The 16054-nt window shown below is 32.3% G+C and carries 21 protein-coding genes; 4 read left to right on the top strand and 17 right to left on the bottom strand.

The window, feature by feature from the left end:
- Positions 1-42: 42 nt before the first annotated feature.
- From E0K96_RS00375 to E0K96_RS00325, 11 genes are read right to left on the bottom strand one after another with little or no spacing between them, the layout of a single operon-like run.
- Positions 43-963, bottom strand: coding sequence for a dihydroorotate dehydrogenase (locus E0K96_RS00375; RefSeq protein ID WP_168080341.1), 921 nt, complete (start codon positions 961-963; stop codon positions 43-45).
- Complete coding sequence (locus E0K96_RS00370) at positions 956-1714, bottom strand: dihydroorotate dehydrogenase electron transfer subunit (RefSeq protein ID WP_087245894.1); 759 nt, start codon at positions 1712-1714, stop codon at positions 956-958. The genes E0K96_RS00375 and E0K96_RS00370 overlap by 8 nt, the downstream gene beginning before the upstream one ends.
- Complete coding sequence (locus tag E0K96_RS00365; protein ID WP_168080340.1) at positions 1715-2992, bottom strand: dihydroorotase; 1278 nt, start codon at positions 2990-2992, stop codon at positions 1715-1717.
- Positions 2985-3857, bottom strand: coding sequence for an aspartate carbamoyltransferase catalytic subunit (locus tag E0K96_RS00360; protein ID WP_087245898.1), 873 nt, complete (start codon positions 3855-3857; stop codon positions 2985-2987). The genes E0K96_RS00365 and E0K96_RS00360 overlap by 8 nt, the downstream gene beginning before the upstream one ends.
- Positions 3858-3876: 19 nt before the next feature.
- A complete protein-coding gene (coaD, locus tag E0K96_RS00355) occupies positions 3877-4350 on the bottom strand; it encodes a pantetheine-phosphate adenylyltransferase (protein ID WP_087245900.1) in 474 nt (157 codons plus the stop codon).
- Positions 4347-4907 (bottom strand): 16S rRNA (guanine(966)-N(2))-methyltransferase RsmD, encoded by a 561-nt coding sequence (gene rsmD, locus E0K96_RS00350; RefSeq protein ID WP_087245902.1) that lies wholly within the window; start codon positions 4905-4907, stop codon positions 4347-4349. Before rsmD ends, coaD begins: the two co-directional genes overlap by 4 nt.
- Before the next feature lie 10 nt (positions 4908-4917).
- Entirely contained in the window at positions 4918-5265 is a 348-nt protein-coding gene (locus E0K96_RS00345; RefSeq protein WP_168080338.1) for a YlbF/YmcA family competence regulator, read from the bottom strand.
- 9 nt (positions 5266-5274) lie between these two features.
- Entirely contained in the window at positions 5275-5457 is a 183-nt protein-coding gene (locus E0K96_RS00340; protein WP_087245906.1) for a YlbE-like family protein, read from the bottom strand.
- Positions 5450-5758: a spore coat protein YlbD gene (gene ylbD / locus E0K96_RS00335; RefSeq protein ID WP_206080492.1), complete on the bottom strand. Its 309-nt coding sequence runs from the start codon at positions 5756-5758 to the stop codon at positions 5450-5452. Before ylbD ends, E0K96_RS00340 begins: the two co-directional genes overlap by 8 nt.
- A gap of 28 nt (positions 5759-5786) precedes the next feature.
- Entirely contained in the window at positions 5787-6989 is a 1203-nt protein-coding gene (locus tag E0K96_RS00330; protein ID WP_240924389.1) for an FtsW/RodA/SpoVE family cell cycle protein, read from the bottom strand.
- A gap of 8 nt (positions 6990-6997) precedes the next feature.
- Positions 6998-7258: a UPF0223 family protein gene (locus E0K96_RS00325; RefSeq protein ID WP_168080336.1), complete on the bottom strand. Its 261-nt coding sequence runs from the start codon at positions 7256-7258 to the stop codon at positions 6998-7000.
- A gap of 123 nt (positions 7259-7381) precedes the next feature.
- Here E0K96_RS00325 and E0K96_RS00320 point away from each other — a divergent pair, with 123 nt between their 5' ends.
- Both E0K96_RS00320 and def read left to right on the top strand, forming a co-directional pair.
- A complete protein-coding gene (locus E0K96_RS00320) occupies positions 7382-7594 on the top strand; it encodes a hypothetical protein (RefSeq protein WP_087245912.1) in 213 nt (70 codons plus the stop codon).
- Positions 7595-7667: 73 nt separating this feature from the next.
- The gene (gene def / locus E0K96_RS00315; protein WP_087245914.1) at positions 7668-8237 is read left to right on the top strand and encodes a peptide deformylase; all 570 of its coding nucleotides are present in this window, start codon (positions 7668-7670) and stop codon (positions 8235-8237) included.
- 42 nt (positions 8238-8279) lie between these two features.
- Here def and E0K96_RS00310 read toward each other — a convergent pair whose 3' ends face one another.
- Together E0K96_RS00310 and E0K96_RS00305 are read right to left on the bottom strand one after the other, a co-directional pair.
- Positions 8280-9554, bottom strand: coding sequence for an O-acetylhomoserine aminocarboxypropyltransferase/cysteine synthase family protein (locus tag E0K96_RS00310; RefSeq protein WP_168080334.1), 1275 nt, complete (start codon positions 9552-9554; stop codon positions 8280-8282).
- 72 nt (positions 9555-9626) lie between these two features.
- Positions 9627-10052 carry a hypothetical protein gene (locus E0K96_RS00305; protein WP_168080332.1) on the bottom strand — a complete coding sequence of 142 codons (426 nt, stop codon included), beginning with the start codon at positions 10050-10052 and terminating at the stop codon, positions 9627-9629.
- A 112-nt stretch (positions 10053-10164) separates the two neighbouring features.
- On the opposite strand from E0K96_RS00305, the gene E0K96_RS00300 reads away from it, so the two are divergent.
- Positions 10165-10590, top strand: a complete 426-nt coding sequence (locus E0K96_RS00300; RefSeq protein ID WP_168080330.1) for a spore coat protein CotJB — start codon at positions 10165-10167, stop codon at positions 10588-10590.
- Positions 10591-10602: 12 nt separating this feature from the next.
- Entirely contained in the window at positions 10603-11184 is a 582-nt protein-coding gene (locus tag E0K96_RS00295) for a manganese catalase family protein (RefSeq protein ID WP_168080328.1), read from the top strand.
- A gap of 19 nt (positions 11185-11203) precedes the next feature.
- Here the strand turns inward: E0K96_RS00295 and E0K96_RS00290 are convergent, their stop codons facing one another.
- The 4 genes from E0K96_RS00290 to ppdK all read right to left on the bottom strand — a co-directional run bounded on the left by E0K96_RS00290 (position 11204) and on the right by ppdK (position 16045).
- Complete coding sequence (locus tag E0K96_RS00290; protein WP_168080326.1) at positions 11204-11680, bottom strand: hypothetical protein; 477 nt, start codon at positions 11678-11680, stop codon at positions 11204-11206.
- 13 nt (positions 11681-11693) lie between these two features.
- Positions 11694-12338 (bottom strand): rhomboid family intramembrane serine protease, encoded by a 645-nt coding sequence (locus E0K96_RS00285; protein WP_206080490.1) that lies wholly within the window; start codon positions 12336-12338, stop codon positions 11694-11696.
- Complete coding sequence (locus E0K96_RS00280; RefSeq protein ID WP_087245740.1) at positions 12319-13314, bottom strand: DNA-processing protein DprA; 996 nt, start codon at positions 13312-13314, stop codon at positions 12319-12321. Before E0K96_RS00280 ends, E0K96_RS00285 begins: the two co-directional genes overlap by 20 nt.
- A 94-nt stretch (positions 13315-13408) precedes the next feature.
- Positions 13409-16045, bottom strand: a complete 2637-nt coding sequence (gene ppdK, locus E0K96_RS00275) for a pyruvate, phosphate dikinase (protein WP_168080324.1) — start codon at positions 16043-16045, stop codon at positions 13409-13411.
- Positions 16046-16054: the final 9 nt, after the last annotated feature.

Genomic DNA, 16054 nt, shown 5'->3' with positions numbered 1-16054 from the left:
ATTCACCATTTCTAGTATGTCCATTTTCATATATTTCAATCATTATTTATATTGATGTGATTTTCCAATAATCTCATGAATATCTTCAATACCCATGTCATCCAAAATATCATTCATTTCCTGAATGATTTTAGGACAAGCATAAGGATCAACAAGGTTTTGACAACCTACAGCCACTGCACTAGCTCCTGCTATCATCATTTCAATAGCATCCTTACCACTGGCAATTCCTCCCATTCCAATAACAGGAATAGACACTGCCTGAGTCACTTGATAAACCATACGTAAAGCCACTGGAAAAATAGCTGGTCCACTATATCCACCTGTTTTATTTGCAATAATTGGTCTTCCTGTTTTGATATCAAAACGCATTCCTATCATTGTATTAATCATCGTAATTCCATCTGCTCCAGCTGCTTCAACTGCTTTTGCCATAGCAACTATATCAGTGACATTTGGAGAAAGTTTTACATAAACAGGTTTTTGACTCACTGCTTTTACAGCCTTTGTCACTGCCCCAGCCATGTCCGGATGAGTTCCAAATTGAATTCCTCCCGCATGTACGTTAGGACAAGAAATATTAAGTTCTAATGCCCCTACCATATCATGTTTAGATAGACGTTTAGCAGTTTCAACATAATCATCAATAGCACTACCCCCAATATTAGCAATAACTTTATCATTGTATAATGGACGTAATTTTTCTAATTCTTCATGTATCACTGCATCCACACCTGGATTTTGTAAACCAATAGCATTTAACATTCCACTTGGTCCCTCTGCGATTCTTGGTAAAGGATTACCATAACGTGGTTCTAAAGTTGTTCCCTTTAACATCATCGAACCTAAACAGTTGATATCATAAAATTTCGTAAACTCATACCCAAAACCAAATGTTCCACTTGCTGGAATAACTGGATTTTTCATATTTAATCCAGGTAATTCAACTCTTAAATTAGCCATTGACAATCACCTCACTTGACATTAACACTGGTCCTTCAACACAAATACGTTTATATGGTTTTGTCTTGACTTTGCATGAGCATCCCATACAAGCCCCAAAACCACATCCCATACGTGCTTCAAATGAAAGATAACCATTTTCAGGATATGTTAAAACCAAAGCGTCGAGCATTTTTTCAGGACCACAAGCATAATATTTATCAAATTCAATATGATTTTCTTTTAAAGCATCAATAACAGTTCCTTTAACACCAACACTTCCATCCATAGTTGCTATATATGTAGGACAAATGTCCATAAATTCCTTTTGATAGAAAATATCATTTTGACTATTAAATCCAAGTACAGCCTGAACTTCAACACCATGATTTTTTAAAGTTTTTGCTAAATTATACATCGGTGGCACACCTAATCCTCCACCAATCACAACTGCCTTTTGAGCCTGAAAATCTAAAAAGCCATTTCCAAGTCCTGTTAAACAGTCTAAAGTATCACCAATATTTTTCTGTGAAAGAATCTGTGTTCCTTCCCCAACAACTTTAAAAATAATAGTTATATGATTTTCATCATAATCACAAATACTCATAGGTCTTCTTAAATAAGGCTGTAATGAGTCATTAATTTTGACATTAATAAATTGTCCTGGTGTTTGAATGAACTTTGCAGCTTCACCTTCTAAAACCATTTCATATACATCTTTGACAAGTTCTTTTTTAGAAACAATTGTCATTATTCCCTGATAGTTTTCCATTTATTTTTCCTCCAAATTTATAAATTCACCATTCATAATATTAGCAAAAATACGACCATAACATGTTGTTCCTAAAAATGGTGTGTTGGCTGATTTTGATTTCAAGTCCTTTTCTTCAATCGTAAAAGATTGATCAAGGTCAAAAATACATAAATTAGCTAAAGAACCAGTTTGAACTTGACAGTCAAAATGTAAAACTTGAGCTGGTCCAACTGTTAAAGCATCTAGAATTGTTTCTAAAGAAACCAGATTTTTCTTAACTAAATAAGTATATAATAATGGAAATGCATGTTGTAAACCTATAATACCAAACGGTGCATTTTGAATAGATGTATTCTTTTCATCTCTAGCGTGTGGCGCATGATCAGTAGCAATAACTGTGATTGTACGATCATTGAGTCCTTGAATAAGTGCCTGATGATCTTCTTGACTTCTAAGTGGTGGATTCATCTTAAAATTGGGATGACAATCTTTAATATTGTCTTCTGTTAAAATTAAATGATGTGGTGAAGCTTCACCTGATACAGATAAACCTTCTTTTTGAGCTTCATTTAATAAAGCTACAGTTTCTTTTGTAGAAATATGACAAACATGATAACGATTGTGATATTGCCTAACTATCTCTAAATCTCTTGCTACCTGCTTATACTCTGAAGCACTATTAATACCTATTAAATGATGTTCTTTAGCATAACGTCCTTCATGTATACAACCACCATGCAGTTCACTTTCATCTTCACAATGAGCGACAATAATAGAATCTAAATTACTTGCCAACTGCATAGCCAATTCCATCATCTCATCACTTTGAACACCTTTACCATCATCGGAAAAACCTACGACTATATCTTCATCAATAAGACGTGCCATATCTACTAATTTCTGACCTTGAAGATTTTGAGTAATTGCACTATATGTATAGATGTTAACACAACCATCTTGTTCAACCCTATGTTTGAAATCTAAAACTGTTTCAATATCATCCATGCATGGATTTGTGTTCGCCATAGCTACAATTGTACCATATCCACCATATAATGCACTTAAACTTCCCGTATGAATTGTTTCTTTATGTTCATATCCTGGTTCTCTTAAATGTGTATGTATATCTATAAAATTATGTGAAACCAACTTACCTTGTAAATCAATGACAGGCATATCACCGTTTTCGATATTTGAAGATATCTCTTCAATATAACCATCTTTGACTAAAATATCTGTTTTTTGAAAAATACCCTGATTATATAAATAAGCGTTTTTTAATAAGTAATTATTCATTTTCTAACACCTTATGAAGCATTGCCATTCTTACAAAAACACCATTTTGCATTTGTGTAAAAATACGACTCTTCTCACTTTCTACCAATTCGTCTTTAATTTCTACATCACGATTAATAGGAGCAGGATGCATAATAATAGCTGTTTCCTTTAAACGTTGATATCTTTCTAAAGATAATCCATAAATCTGATGATATTTTTCTTTAGAAAAATTCTCGTCTCCAACATGTCGTTCATGTTGAACTCTTAAAAGCATAACAATATCCATGTCTTCAATAACATCATCAAAATCAACATAGTTGTAGCCTTCCTGTTTATATTCCAATGGTCCAGAAGTATATACATTCATACCAAGTCTTTGCATAACATGATAATTAGAATGAGCAACACGTGAATGTAAAATATCACCCACAATAACAACATTTAATCCTTCAAAATGTCCAAATTCTTCTTTAATAGTCATTAAATCAAGTAAAGATTGTGAAGGATGATTTCCTTTACCATCACCAGCATTTAAAATAGGAACATTAAGCTTTTCTAGCTGTTTAAAATAATCTTCTTCAGGATGACGAATAACTAAAGCATCACAACCGATACTTTCAAATAATTTACAAGTATCATACAAAGTTTCACCTTTCTTTAAACTTGAATTACTGGCCTCAAAATTTTGAGTACGGCAGCCTAAATTACCAGCAGCCATATCAAAACTATAATGAGTTCTTGTTGATGGCTCAAAAAAAAGATTGGCAACAACTTTCTTTTGGTGATAATCAATCACTTTACCATTTTTAAAAGCAATAGCCTCATCAATAATATTTTGAATCTGTTCTAAAGACAATTCATTTAAATCAACAATTCTTTTCATAAATCCTCCCTTATTTATATTACCCAAATTTTTCATGTAATGCTTTTTCCACAATCGGTGGTACCAAGCCTGTTACACAACGATGGTGTGAAGCAATTTCTTTGACTGATGAAGAAGAAATATAAGAATGATTAGGCCTCGTCATTAAAAAAATCATATCCACACTATCATCTAAATATTGATTTGAAAAGGCCAGCTGTAATTCATATTCAAAATCCATCGTTGCACGTAAACCTCGTACCAGTATGGGTGCATTCATTTTTTTAGCATAAGATACTGCTAAATCATCACTAAAATCCACACGAACATTAGCGTAAGTTTTTGTCACCTCTTTTAAAAGCGCCAAACGTTCTTCAAGAGAAAACAATGTTGTTTTTTGTGGATTGACAAATATAGTGACATACAAAACATCATACATCTTACTTGCACGTTCAATAATATCCAAATGACCACATGTAACCGGATCAAATGTTCCAGCATATACTGCATTCATGATTTATTCTCCTTATATATTAATATTTGTAATGATGTAATCCCATAAATTTGTTGTTTCTTTAATATAAATGGTTCTTTAACATCAATGGCTTCTTCTTTTAAATCTTCTATAACAATAATACAATCATCATTCAACATATGATTTTCAACCAGAAAATCCAATATTTTCTGATGAACCTTCATACTATAAGGTGGATCAAGTAAAACCAAATCAAAGCAAATATTCTCCTGAGCAAACTTTAATAAAGCTTTCCAATAATCCATCTTATAAATATGAACAACATCTTCAATCTTTAATGCTTTTACATTGTCTTTCACTGTTAAAAAAGCACGATATTGTTTATCAACACTATACAATTGATCCATACCACGACTAATAGCCTCAATTCCAAGTCCACCACTACCAGCGAACAAATCTAAACATGTACCACCTTGAAAATAAGGACCTATCATATTGAATAAATTTTCTTTGTTTTTATCTGTTGTAGGTCGTGTTAATTTAGAATCAACACTTTTAAGTTGACGACTCTTTAATTTTCCTGCAATGACTCTCATGAATTATACCTCACAATTGAAAACGTTCTATTTGTAAATCATCACTTATATTCTTAAAAACAATACATGTGACTTTTTCTAACAAGTCATTCAATTGATCATAAGCCTGATAATAATTCTGAATAATAGAATTTTGACTCATCTCATATTGAACTTGCTGTAACTCTTTTTTTAATGACTGTTGACCAATATCTCCAGGATAGTCTTTTATTTTTAAATAATCTTCCTTCAAACTTTGATACCTTGATAGTAATGCAACAGTCTGATCATGATACAAATGACATTGTGCCTGATTATATTTTTCAAATTCTTCTGTTTTAAAAATAGCATCCATTAGTTCATCAATCATTTCATACATATTTTTCACCTACAATAACATATCTAACATCTGTAATAAAGTTCCTACTCTTTCAATACGATCAGCAAAAGTCATTTTATTTTCTACTTTATATTGTCGTAAAAGTGTTGGAAACTCTTGAGGATAGCGCGATAAAATCAAATACCATTTTGGGTGCATTCTTAAATATTGACGCAACTCCTCATTAATCATCGTACCACTGCCTGTTTTGAGACTTTGGTTGTTCTTTAACAACAAAAGTGCTAACAAGATCTAAGATTTTTTGCAACCCCTCAAAACTTTTTGAAAGAGCATCTAAATCAACATTTTTTAAAATATCTAACAACCCAGTCAAGTCTGTCCTATTATGTTTATAAGGTTCCCACATTTTGTCATCTTCACCATATAAAACATAAAATTCATAAAGTTGCTGCCAGGTATAACGTCCTTTTACAACTTCTTCGCGAATAGCTGGTATTGTTTTCACAAAAGCTTTAAAATCATCAATTTGCATATTCTCACCATTAATAACATATGCAATTTTATTCCATTTGTTCTTTTAAAAGATCACGATTATATTTTGCAATGATAGATTGAGCAATTCCTAATCCCATCATAGCTGCCAAAGTTGAAGAACCCCCTGAAGAAATCAATAACAATGGAACTCCTGTCATAGGAATAAAGCCAGAAACTCCTCCAACATTCACTAATAAATGAGTAAAGAAATATAATCCTACTCCATAAAGAATTAATTTACTTTTTGTATCCTTAATTCTTAATGCATAATGAAACATCTTATATATAATAATCACATAAGGAATTAAAAACAGCATGAAACCAACCAAACCTAATTCCTCATAAATAATGGCCACAATAAAGTCATTATGTGATTCAGGTATATAGCCATACTTTTGAGTTGATGATCCAAACCCTTTTCCAAATAAACCACCTGTCGCGAAAGCAATCAATGCATTCGTTAATTGCCAGCCATCACCTTCAATATCACCCAAAGGATTTAACCAGGTATAAATACGACCTAACTGATATGGTTTTAATATGAAAGTTGCACTTAACAATATAAGAATAAAACCAATAACCAGTAAAATCAAAGCAAGTTTTTTATATTTGGTATAGTATGGACGTGGTGTAATAAAAAACAACATCATACAGATAAACGCCATAATTAAAGAGCTTCCCATATCCTTTTGTAAAAAGACACCAACAAAAAAGGCAATAAAAATAGCTAAAATAGGTCTAAGTATACAATACCATAATTTTCTTTTTTGAAGTTCTTCCTTTTTTTGTCTTGTGATATTTCGAGGAATCTGACAATATTCTTCGATTTCTCCAAAATGGAAAGACAGAAAAAGAATCATAATAACTTTCATAAACTCAGCAGGCTGTATAGTAAATGAGCCAATACGAATCCAGGCATGTGAACCTTTTCCATCTTCAAAAAATAAACAAGCTAACATTAAAACCAAACCAATAGCATAAAAGATCCATGTTGAATTGGCATTCACCCAGCTCTTTTTAAAACAACGTGTCAAAAAAATCATCGCTGCAAAACCACCCAACACAAAAATAGCTTGTTTAATCATATTCATCGAAGCATACATAGGTCCCATCTTCGCTGATTGACCAACTGAAGCACTTCCAATCATCACAATACCATATATGGTTAAAATAACTACACAAAAGTAAACTGTCTTATCAACTCCACGTCTTTTAAAAATTCTTTTCAATAAATTTATCATCGCATGTCAATCCAATCATTGTCTTTAGCTTTTTGAAAAACTTTATATATTGAATAATGTGAAACCTTTTCAAAAGCAGCATCAATTTGTTTTTGTTCACTTTTTGAATCAACAACTTTTATATATCGACGATAACATGTCATAAATTCATCTTTTGAAATACCTTCTTCATAAGCTTTTTCAACAGCATTATACAAAGACATTACATCAATAATATCTTGGGTATTCCAAAATGGACTCAACGGATAATCGTACATTTTCTTCACTTCCTATCTTTTTCATATTATACATGATATGAATTAAAAATAAAACAGGAATTGGGTAGAAACACTAGCAAATTTGTAAATAAAGAATAGTTTAAAGTGAAAGGAGGGATTTCAATGAACTCTTGTTATAATTACGGAGGATGTGGATGCAATAGCTTCATGCCAACATTTGGATTTAATCCATTTGGATGTGGTGGCTGCAACAGTTTTCCAGTCATGACAACAAGTTGTGGTGGATTTAGCTGCAATAATGGATGCACTTGGTTCGCTATTGTCTTAGTTGTCTTCTTATTGCTTATTATCTGTGGTTGCACAAAAATTTGTTAATCCAAAAAATATGCTAGATTTCTAGCATATTTTTTTCGTTTATGATACAATACATGGCGAGGTGATTAACAACATGATTTTAATGAAAGATATTATTGATGATCATCATCCTTTGATTCGTGAGATTTCTCAACCTGTAGAGATGCCTCTTAGCCAGGAAGACGAACAATTATTATTAGATATGCATGAATTTCTTGTGAATTCACAAGATGAAGAGCTTTCTGAAAAATATCAATTACGTCCTGCTGTTGGAATCGCAGCAGTACAATTAGGTATTTTAAAAAGAATGTGTGCTATTCATGTTTTGACATACGATCAGGATGGAAATATAAAAAAAGCCGATGACTATGCTCTTGTTAATCCTAAAATTGTTTCTTATACAGAAAAACAATCTTATTTAAAAGATGGTGAAGGATGTTTAAGTGTCAATGAGGAAAAAGATGGATATGTTCCTAGACATGCAAAAGTAACTGTCAAAGGATATGATGTTTTAACACATCAAGATGTCACTATTGTTGCAAGAGGATTTTTATCTATTTGTTTACAACATGAACTCGATCATTTTGACGGTGTTCTTTTCTATGATCATTTCAATAAGAACAATCCTAAGGCACCTTTGCCTAATGCTATGATTGTTGAATAAAGAAGCCCTATGAAATTTATTTCATAAGGCCTTTTTTATTTATTAAATTTGATCAAATGCTTGATTTAAATCAGCAATCAGATCATCAACATTCTCTAATCCTACAGAAATACGAATTGTTCCTTGTTGCACTCCTCCAGCTAATCTTTCTTCTTCACTCATTTGAGCATGTGTTGTTGATGCAGGATGTGTGAGTAGACTTCTAGAATCAGCAAAATTTGTAACATGAGTAAAAAGTTGAATATGATTAATAACTGATTTTCCAGCTTCTAAACCACCCTTTACTCCAAAAGTAAACAATCCCCCAAAACCTTTTGGAAAATATTTATGACATAAATCATATGATGAATGACCTTTTAACTCAGCATAGCTTACCCATTCCACTTTTTCATGATTTTGTAAAAATTCAGCAATCTTTCTTGAATTTTCAACATGTTTATCCATACGTAAAGACAATGTTTCTAATCCAAGTAAAGTCATATATGCATTAAATGGCGACATACATCCACCTAAATCTCGCAATGTTTTCGCAACAGCTTTTGTACAAAAAGCCTCTTGTCCTAAATCGGCATAAACAATATCATGGTAAGCTTTATCAGGTGTTGTCATCAATGGGTATCTTTCATTATGCCAATCAAAACGGCCACTATCCACAATGATTCCTCCCATAACATTTCCATGTCCAGCAATATATTTTGTCGTAGAATAAACAACCAAATCAGCACCATGTTCAATAGGTCTAAATAAATAAGGCGTTGGAGTTGTATTATCTACAACAAATAATAAACCATGACGATGGCAAATTTCACTAATCGCATCAAAATCCAACATATCACCATTAGGATTACCCACTGATTCAACAAATATCATTTTTGTTTTCTCATTAATTAAGTTCTCCATAGCATCCAAATCACGTGGATTAACAAAATGAGAAGTAAATCCCATTCCCTGCATTGTTCCTGATAATGAACCAATTGTTCCACCATATAAATTATTTGCAGCAATAATTTCATCACCACTTTGACAAACAGTCATAATCAATCCCATGATAGCTGCTGTGCCAGAAGCAAAAGCTACCGCTCCTACACCACCATCTAAAGCAGCCATTCTTTGTTGTAGAACATCAACAGTTGGATTAGATAGACGTGAATAGAAATATCCACCTTCTTCTAATGCAAAAATATTTTTAGCCTGATTGGCATCATCAAAAGTAAAAGCATTAGATAAATAGATAGGTACCCCTGTTGCTTTCGTTACTGGATCAGGTTTTTGACCAGCATGTATTTGTAATGTTTCAAATTGATATTGTTTTGACATAACCATTCCCCCTTTTTATGAAATTTATTGTAACATAATCCTGATACAAAAAAAAGCTATTCCATAGATAGCTTAATAATAATGATTACATATATTAACCATATCTTCTATATAGACGCGTCCACCTGAAAGGATGTCATCATCTAAATGATGTTTTGTTTTAAATGATTTTTTACATGAATACGTTTCTCTCATAAGTGGCAAATCCTGTTTTAAACAAAGTTGAATAATTTTTTCCATTTCTTTGCTTTTAAAACAAAATAAGTTAAATAATGCTAAATTATGAATATGTTGACGAGAAAGTTGACATATAAAATTCTCTAATTCTTTATCTTTTAAACATGGATATTCCTCAAATCCAATGACTAAAAGATCAATATCTTCCTGAAAGCAAAAATCAGTTATTGGTTTTGCATAAGTTCGAGCATATCTTGCCATATCTTCAGCAAGAAGTTTAGCATCTTTACAATGAGTCGTATAAACAACCTGAACCTTCATAAAACCAACCACCTTTCTATTCTATTATAAAAAGAAAATGTGAACTGAAAATAAACATGTGTCCTTATCATTTTATAAATAGGTTCATAAGCTATTATGAAAGGAGGTTAATATGAATATTTTTCAAGAAGATAAAAGCTATTTTTCGCCATTCTATACACCACAACATTCTAGACAATGCCAACCTGTATTATTTGAGCCACAGGAAGCCATTACACTAGGAAACCTATTCAAAGATCTCTACATGTCTTATCAGGGATTTTCTAATTACTGCTTACAACCTGAAAACAACAGGCAGCATGCTTTATTAGAAGTTCAAATGTATAATTTTGTTGCTCATGAAATCAACCTTTATTTAGATACACATCCTGATGATCATAACATGATTCAACTATATCAGGAATATGTTGAAAAAGCAAAAAAAGCACAAATGACATTTGAGAAAAAATATGGACCACTTGAGGTTCAAAACAGTGAAAATAAAGTCCCATTTGATTGGTTACAGGGCCCTTGGCCTTGGGAATATCAACAAGATTAAGGAGGTTTAAAAATGTGGATTTATAGTAAAAAATTGCAATATCCCATTGCAATTAAAAATAAAGATTTATCAATGGCGAAATATATCATTACACAATTTGGTGGACCAAATGGTGAATTAGCTGCTTCTACACGTTATATAACTCAACGCTATACAATGCCTGACGAAAAAGGAAAAGCTTTATTAACAGATATTGGTAGTGAAGAGCTAGGACATATGGAAATGGTTTCTACCATGGTTTATCAACTTACACGAGGTGCTACAATCGAAGAAATTAAAGCTGCAGGCTTACAGAGTCATTATACTGAACATGGATGCTCATTATTCCCAAATGATGCAAACGGCATTGCATTTAATGCTGTTGCAATTGCATCAACAGGTGATCCTGTTGCAGATTTAGCCGAAAATTGTGCTGCTGAACAAAAAGCGAGAGCTATTTATGAAAATTTAATGAATCAAACTCGTGATCCTGAATTATTGGCCCCATTATCTTTCTTACGACAAAGAGAAATTGTCCACTATGAAAGATTCAAAGAACTCTATGAAGAATATGTACAAAAATATTATCAACCAGATTTTCATTCAAAAAAATAAAACCCGATTTCTCGGGTTTTTATTTCGCACTTGCATAAGCAATAAATAATCCAATAACAGCAACAACTGTTGTAAACAAATCTCCTACAAACAGTGAACGAACACTTAAAGTGAAAATATCTAACAATGATATAAATTGCATACCCATACCTGCTTCATGTAAAGGAAGATAGATCATAGTCATTTCACCCACGACATAACAGATAACAGTTAAAATCACACTTAAAATAGCCATTTGTGATGAATGAATTTGTGATATTTTAGTCACTGCTCCAGCAACAACCAAAGCACATATAATATAAAATAATGATGATGTAATATGTAAAGAGTGAATCACAATTCCAAGTACTACACCACTCGCAATGGCAGTCAATAATCCTAAACCAATAACTTTACTCCATTGTGTAGAATTTAAAAACTGATCATTATTAGAACGAAAATATTTCTTTGCTTCTTGTCTTTCTTTATATTCTTTGTATTTATCCTGAAATGACATAACTTACCTCCAATTAATGAATAACATGTTTTTGATGTTTAAACATCAATAAAATATATGTACAAATAAATCCACTCACTAAACCAGCTAAATGTCCTGATAATGAAATAGATGGAATAACAAATGAAATAACCAACATCAAAATAACATTAGGTGCCAATTGTTTGAAAATATCCATATAAATATAGTGATAATGTAAAGCTAAAGCTCCTAAAGCTCCAATCAATCCAAAAATAACACCACTAATTCCACCACTTACAACATTAGCCCCATATCCAGTCAACAGATAAAAAATATAAGGCAGTCCAGTTGTCATAAAAGCAGTGACAATAATTAAAATAAGATATTTTTTAAAATCCAGTGATTTTTCAATAAACATTCCCAAACCATAAAGCGAATAACAGTTAACAGCTAAATGAAGAAATCCAAAATGAATGAAATTGGCTGTAAAAAGACGATAATATTCATGCGTTACCATTACATATACAGGATTATAACCACCAAAAAATAGTCCTTCATAAGCTGTCATTTCTTCACCAAACAGAAAAAAACTTAAAATATAAACAATAATACATATACCAATCAGAGAAACTGTAATTGGAGCTTTCTTAAATTGCCACATCAACCTATTTAACATATTATTCATCCAAGAACTCATAGATAGACATTTGATCTACAAGAACTTCTTCCTCCTCCTTAACAACTTCATTTTTTTCAATAATCTGATCAAGTGTTAACAATGACAAAACATCATCATAACTCATTTTAATAGCTCCCATTTCTAACAAACGAATATTACCACCATAACGATTATCATCAAGAACCATTTGTTTAGTCCAATGATAATGAAAATTTTGAATCGTCGTAAACCATACTGCACCACTATTAATATGTGTAGCTGTAATAATTTGTATATCACTTAAACCACAAACGTAAATATTTCGATCTAAAGCATTTGTTACATTGAAATATGCAAATGGATCAACTGCACTCATGAGTAACATACGTCCATCTTTGATATATCGAGAATAAGTTTTCTTTTTATCAAACATATGATCACTCACAAAACAGATTGCATTTCCACCTAAATTTAAAAAAGTTTTCAATGCATATGCATCTGTTCCCTTTGTTCCATTAGCAACCAATACTTTTTGCTCATCATAAACTTTTGTGACAATATTTTTTGTGTAAGTATTTAATCTCTTTTCAAGTTCCTGTGGTCCTACAACAGATACCATATGATTTTGAGTCAAAGACATATCACCAACATAATATAAATACAAAGGTGCTCGTTTTTTTAGAGTTGTCGTTAAAACAGTAGGATAATTATCTTCGTATTTTGTAGTAATGGAAATACCCTCATTTTCAAGATTAGACAAAGCAAATAACAATTCATTAATTGTTGATAATCTTGCAATCATCTTATAAGCAATATATTCTTCAATACCTAAAATATCTATTAAAGTATCTTTATTCATACCAAATAATTTAGATGGCGTTTTTTTAGTAGAACTTTTCAATTTACGTTCTACATTATACCATTCATCTTGAGAAAGAGCGGCTGTATTATCAACAACCAAATCTCCACAAAATAAAAGGACAGCCAAGCTATCTAAATTTAACTGTATTTTCATAAAACCACCTGCACTTTGCCATTATTATATCATAGTTGGATAAATCCGTCGATAAAAAAAGGTATGATAATGCATCATACCCTTTGTATTTCAATTATTCAATTCCCATTTTTTCTTTAACAGCAGCTTGTGCAGCAGCTAAACGCGCTAATGGTACACGGAATGGAGAACATGAAACATATGTTAATCCTAATTTATGGCAGAATTCAACAGTGCTTGCTTCTCCACCATGTTCACCACAGATTCCAAGTTTGATATCAGGACGAGTTTTCTTACCTTTTTCAATAGCAATTCTCATTAATTCTCCGACACCTTCTTGGTCTACTTTAGCAAATGGATCTGATTCAAAGATTTGTTTACTATAGTAATCACCTAAGAATTTTGCAGCATCATCACGGCTGAATCCATAAGTCATCTGAGTTAAGTCATTTGTTCCAAAGCTAAAGAATTCAGCTTCTTCAGCAATTTTATCAGCAGTTAAAGCAGCTCTTGGGATTTCAATCATAGTACCAACTTTGTATGGTAATTCTACACCAGCTTCTTTGATAATCTTATCTGCTGTATCACAAACAACTTTCTTAACATATTTTAATTCATGAACATCTCCAACAAGAGGAATCATGATTTCAGGAACAACATTTTGTCCTTCTCTATTCACAGCGATAGCTGCTTCAATAACAGCTCTTGTTTGCATTTCAGCAATTTCTGGATAAGTCACTGCCAAACGGCATCCTCTATGACCCATCATTGGGTTGAATTCTTTTAATGATTCAACACGTGCTTTTAAAGCATCAAAAGTCATACCTAAGCTTTCAGCAAGTGGGCGAATTTCTTCATCAGTATGAGGTAAGAATTCATGTAAAGGTGGATCCAAGAAACGAATAGTTACTGGATAAATTTCCATAGCTTTAAACAATTCTTTAAAGTCACTTCTTTGATAAGGTAAGATTTTTTCAAGTGCTTCTCTTCTTGCTTCTTCAGTTTCAGCAGTAATCATACGTCTAAAGTTGAAAATTCTTTCTTCTTCAAAGAACATATGTTCTGTTCTACAAAGACCAATACCTTCTGCACCAAATTTACGTGCCTGTAAAGCATCTCTAGGTGTATCAGCATTTGTACGAACTTGTAATTTACGTACTTCATCTGCCCATTCCATGAATGTTTCGAAATCACCACTAATTTCTGGTTCAACAGTTTTAATTTGTTCACCATAAACATTACCAGTGCTTCCGTCTAATGACATATAATCACCTTCATGATATTGTTTACCATCAGGTGTAGTTAAAATTTTATTTTCTTCATCAATCTTTAATGAACCACATCCACAAACGCAGCAAGTTCCCATACCTCTGGCAACAACTGCAGCATGTGATGTCATACCACCACGAATTGTCAAGATACCATGAGCAATATTCATACCTTCAATATCTTCAGGTGAAGTTTCAAGACGAACTAATAAGATATCTTGAACACCATTCTTTGATGCTTCAATAACATCTTCAGCAGTAAAATAGATACGACCAGTAGCGGCACCTGGAGAAGCAGCTAAACCAGTAGCTACAACATGTGCACAACGTAATGATACATCATCAAAGTTTGGATGTAATAATTGATCTAATTGTTTAGGTTCAACTTTTAATAAAGCTTCTTCCTTAGTAATCATACCTTCATTAACAAGATCAACAGCAATCTTTAAAGCAGCAGCAGCTGTTCTTTTTCCATTACGTGTTTGAAGCATGAATAATTTACCATCTTCAATTGTAAATTCCATATCTTGCATATCTTTGTAATGATCTTCAAGGATTTTATTAATTTTTACAAATTGATCATAGCAATCTGGCATAACTTCTTTTAATGTATCAATTGTTTGAGGTGTACGAATACCAGCAACAACGTCTTCACCTTGAGCGTTCATTAAGTATTCACCATATAATTTCTTTTCACCAGTAGCAGGGTTTCTTGTAAAGGCAACACCTGTACCAGAAGTTTCACCACGGTTACCATAAACCATTTCTTGAACGTTTACAGCTGTTCCCCAGCTTCCTGGGATATCATTTAAACGTCTATAAGTAATTGCACGATCATTATTCCATGATCTAAACACGGCTTTAATAGCTTCCATCATTTGTACTTTAGGATCTTGAGGGAAATCTACACCAGCATGTTTTTTATATTCTTCTTTATAGATTTCTACAACTTCTTTTAAATCATCAGCTGTTAAATCCGTATCAAATTCAACACCTTTTTCTTCCTTAACTTTATCAAACATATGTTCAAATGAGCTTTTTGGGAATCCCATAACAACATCAGCGAACATTTGAATAAAACGACGATAGCTATCATAAACAAAACGAGGATTTTGAGTCGCTTCAGTAAATCCTTTAGCCACTTCATCGTTCATTCCTAAATTTAAAACTGTATCCATCATACCAGGCATAGAAGCTCTTGCCCCAGAACGTACAGAAACAAGTAATGGATTATGTGCATCCCCCATTGTTTTTCCTGTAATTTTTTCTAATTCAGCAAGTTTTTCATAAACTTGGTCTTCGATTTCTTTAGCAATCACTTTCCCGTCTTCATAATATCTAGTGCAGGCTTCAGTTGTGACAGTAAATCCTTGAGGTACAGGCAAACCAATATTTGTCATTTCAGCTAAGTTAGCCCCTTTACCACCAAGTAAGTTACGCATGTCTTTATTTCCTTCACTAAATAAGTAGACATATTTTTTCATATAACTTCC

Source organism: Massilimicrobiota sp. SW1139, from assembly GCF_012027715.1.
Lineage (GTDB): Bacteria > Bacillota_I > Bacilli_A > Erysipelotrichales > Coprobacillaceae > Allocoprobacillus > Allocoprobacillus merdigallinarum.
The sequence above is the reverse complement of the archived record's forward strand: the minus strand, read 5'-3'. Positions and strand labels throughout refer to the sequence as shown.

What these genes read in the sequence shown, in the direction of transcription:
- E0K96_RS00375 (WP_168080341.1), bottom strand. Translation starts at nt 963, where the DNA reads ATGGCTAATTTAAGAGTTGAATTACCTGGATTAAATATGAAAAATCCA.
- E0K96_RS00370 (WP_087245894.1), bottom strand. Translation starts at nt 1,714, where the DNA reads ATGGAAAACTATCAGGGAATAATGACAATTGTTTCTAAAAAAGAACTT.
- E0K96_RS00365 (WP_168080340.1), bottom strand. Translation starts at nt 2,992, where the DNA reads ATGAATAATTACTTATTAAAAAACGCTTATTTATATAATCAGGGTATT.
- E0K96_RS00360 (WP_087245898.1), bottom strand. Translation starts at nt 3,857, where the DNA reads ATGAAAAGAATTGTTGATTTAAATGAATTGTCTTTAGAACAGATTCAA.
- coaD (WP_087245900.1), bottom strand. Translation starts at nt 4,350, where the DNA reads ATGAATGCAGTATATGCTGGAACATTTGATCCGGTTACATGTGGTCAT.
- rsmD (WP_087245902.1), bottom strand. Translation starts at nt 4,907, where the DNA reads ATGAGAGTCATTGCAGGAAAATTAAAGAGTCGTCAACTTAAAAGTGTT.
- E0K96_RS00345 (WP_168080338.1), bottom strand. Translation starts at nt 5,265, where the DNA reads ATGTATGAAATGATTGATGAACTAATGGATGCTATTTTTAAAACAGAA.
- E0K96_RS00340 (WP_087245906.1), bottom strand. Translation starts at nt 5,457, where the DNA reads ATGATTAATGAGGAGTTGCGTCAATATTTAAGAATGCACCCAAAATGG.
- ylbD (WP_206080492.1), bottom strand. Translation starts at nt 5,758, where the DNA reads ATGCAAATTGATGATTTTAAAGCTTTTGTGAAAACAATACCAGCTATT.
- E0K96_RS00325 (WP_168080336.1), bottom strand. Translation starts at nt 7,258, where the DNA reads ATGTACGATTATCCGTTGAGTCCATTTTGGAATACCCAAGATATTATT.
- E0K96_RS00320 (WP_087245912.1), top strand. Translation starts at nt 7,382, where the DNA reads ATGAACTCTTGTTATAATTACGGAGGATGTGGATGCAATAGCTTCATG.
- def (WP_087245914.1), top strand. Translation starts at nt 7,668, where the DNA reads ATGATTTTAATGAAAGATATTATTGATGATCATCATCCTTTGATTCGT.
- E0K96_RS00310 (WP_168080334.1), bottom strand. Translation starts at nt 9,554, where the DNA reads ATGTCAAAACAATATCAATTTGAAACATTACAAATACATGCTGGTCAA.
- E0K96_RS00305 (WP_168080332.1), bottom strand. Translation starts at nt 10,052, where the DNA reads ATGAAGGTTCAGGTTGTTTATACGACTCATTGTAAAGATGCTAAACTT.
- E0K96_RS00300 (WP_168080330.1), top strand. Translation starts at nt 10,165, where the DNA reads ATGAATATTTTTCAAGAAGATAAAAGCTATTTTTCGCCATTCTATACA.
- E0K96_RS00295 (WP_168080328.1), top strand. Translation starts at nt 10,603, where the DNA reads ATGTGGATTTATAGTAAAAAATTGCAATATCCCATTGCAATTAAAAAT.
- E0K96_RS00290 (WP_168080326.1), bottom strand. Translation starts at nt 11,680, where the DNA reads ATGTCATTTCAGGATAAATACAAAGAATATAAAGAAAGACAAGAAGCA.
- E0K96_RS00285 (WP_206080490.1), bottom strand. Translation starts at nt 12,338, where the DNA reads ATGAGTTCTTGGATGAATAATATGTTAAATAGGTTGATGTGGCAATTT.
- E0K96_RS00280 (WP_087245740.1), bottom strand. Translation starts at nt 13,314, where the DNA reads ATGAAAATACAGTTAAATTTAGATAGCTTGGCTGTCCTTTTATTTTGT.
- ppdK (WP_168080324.1), bottom strand. Translation starts at nt 16,045, where the DNA reads ATGAAAAAATATGTCTACTTATTTAGTGAAGGAAATAAAGACATGCGT.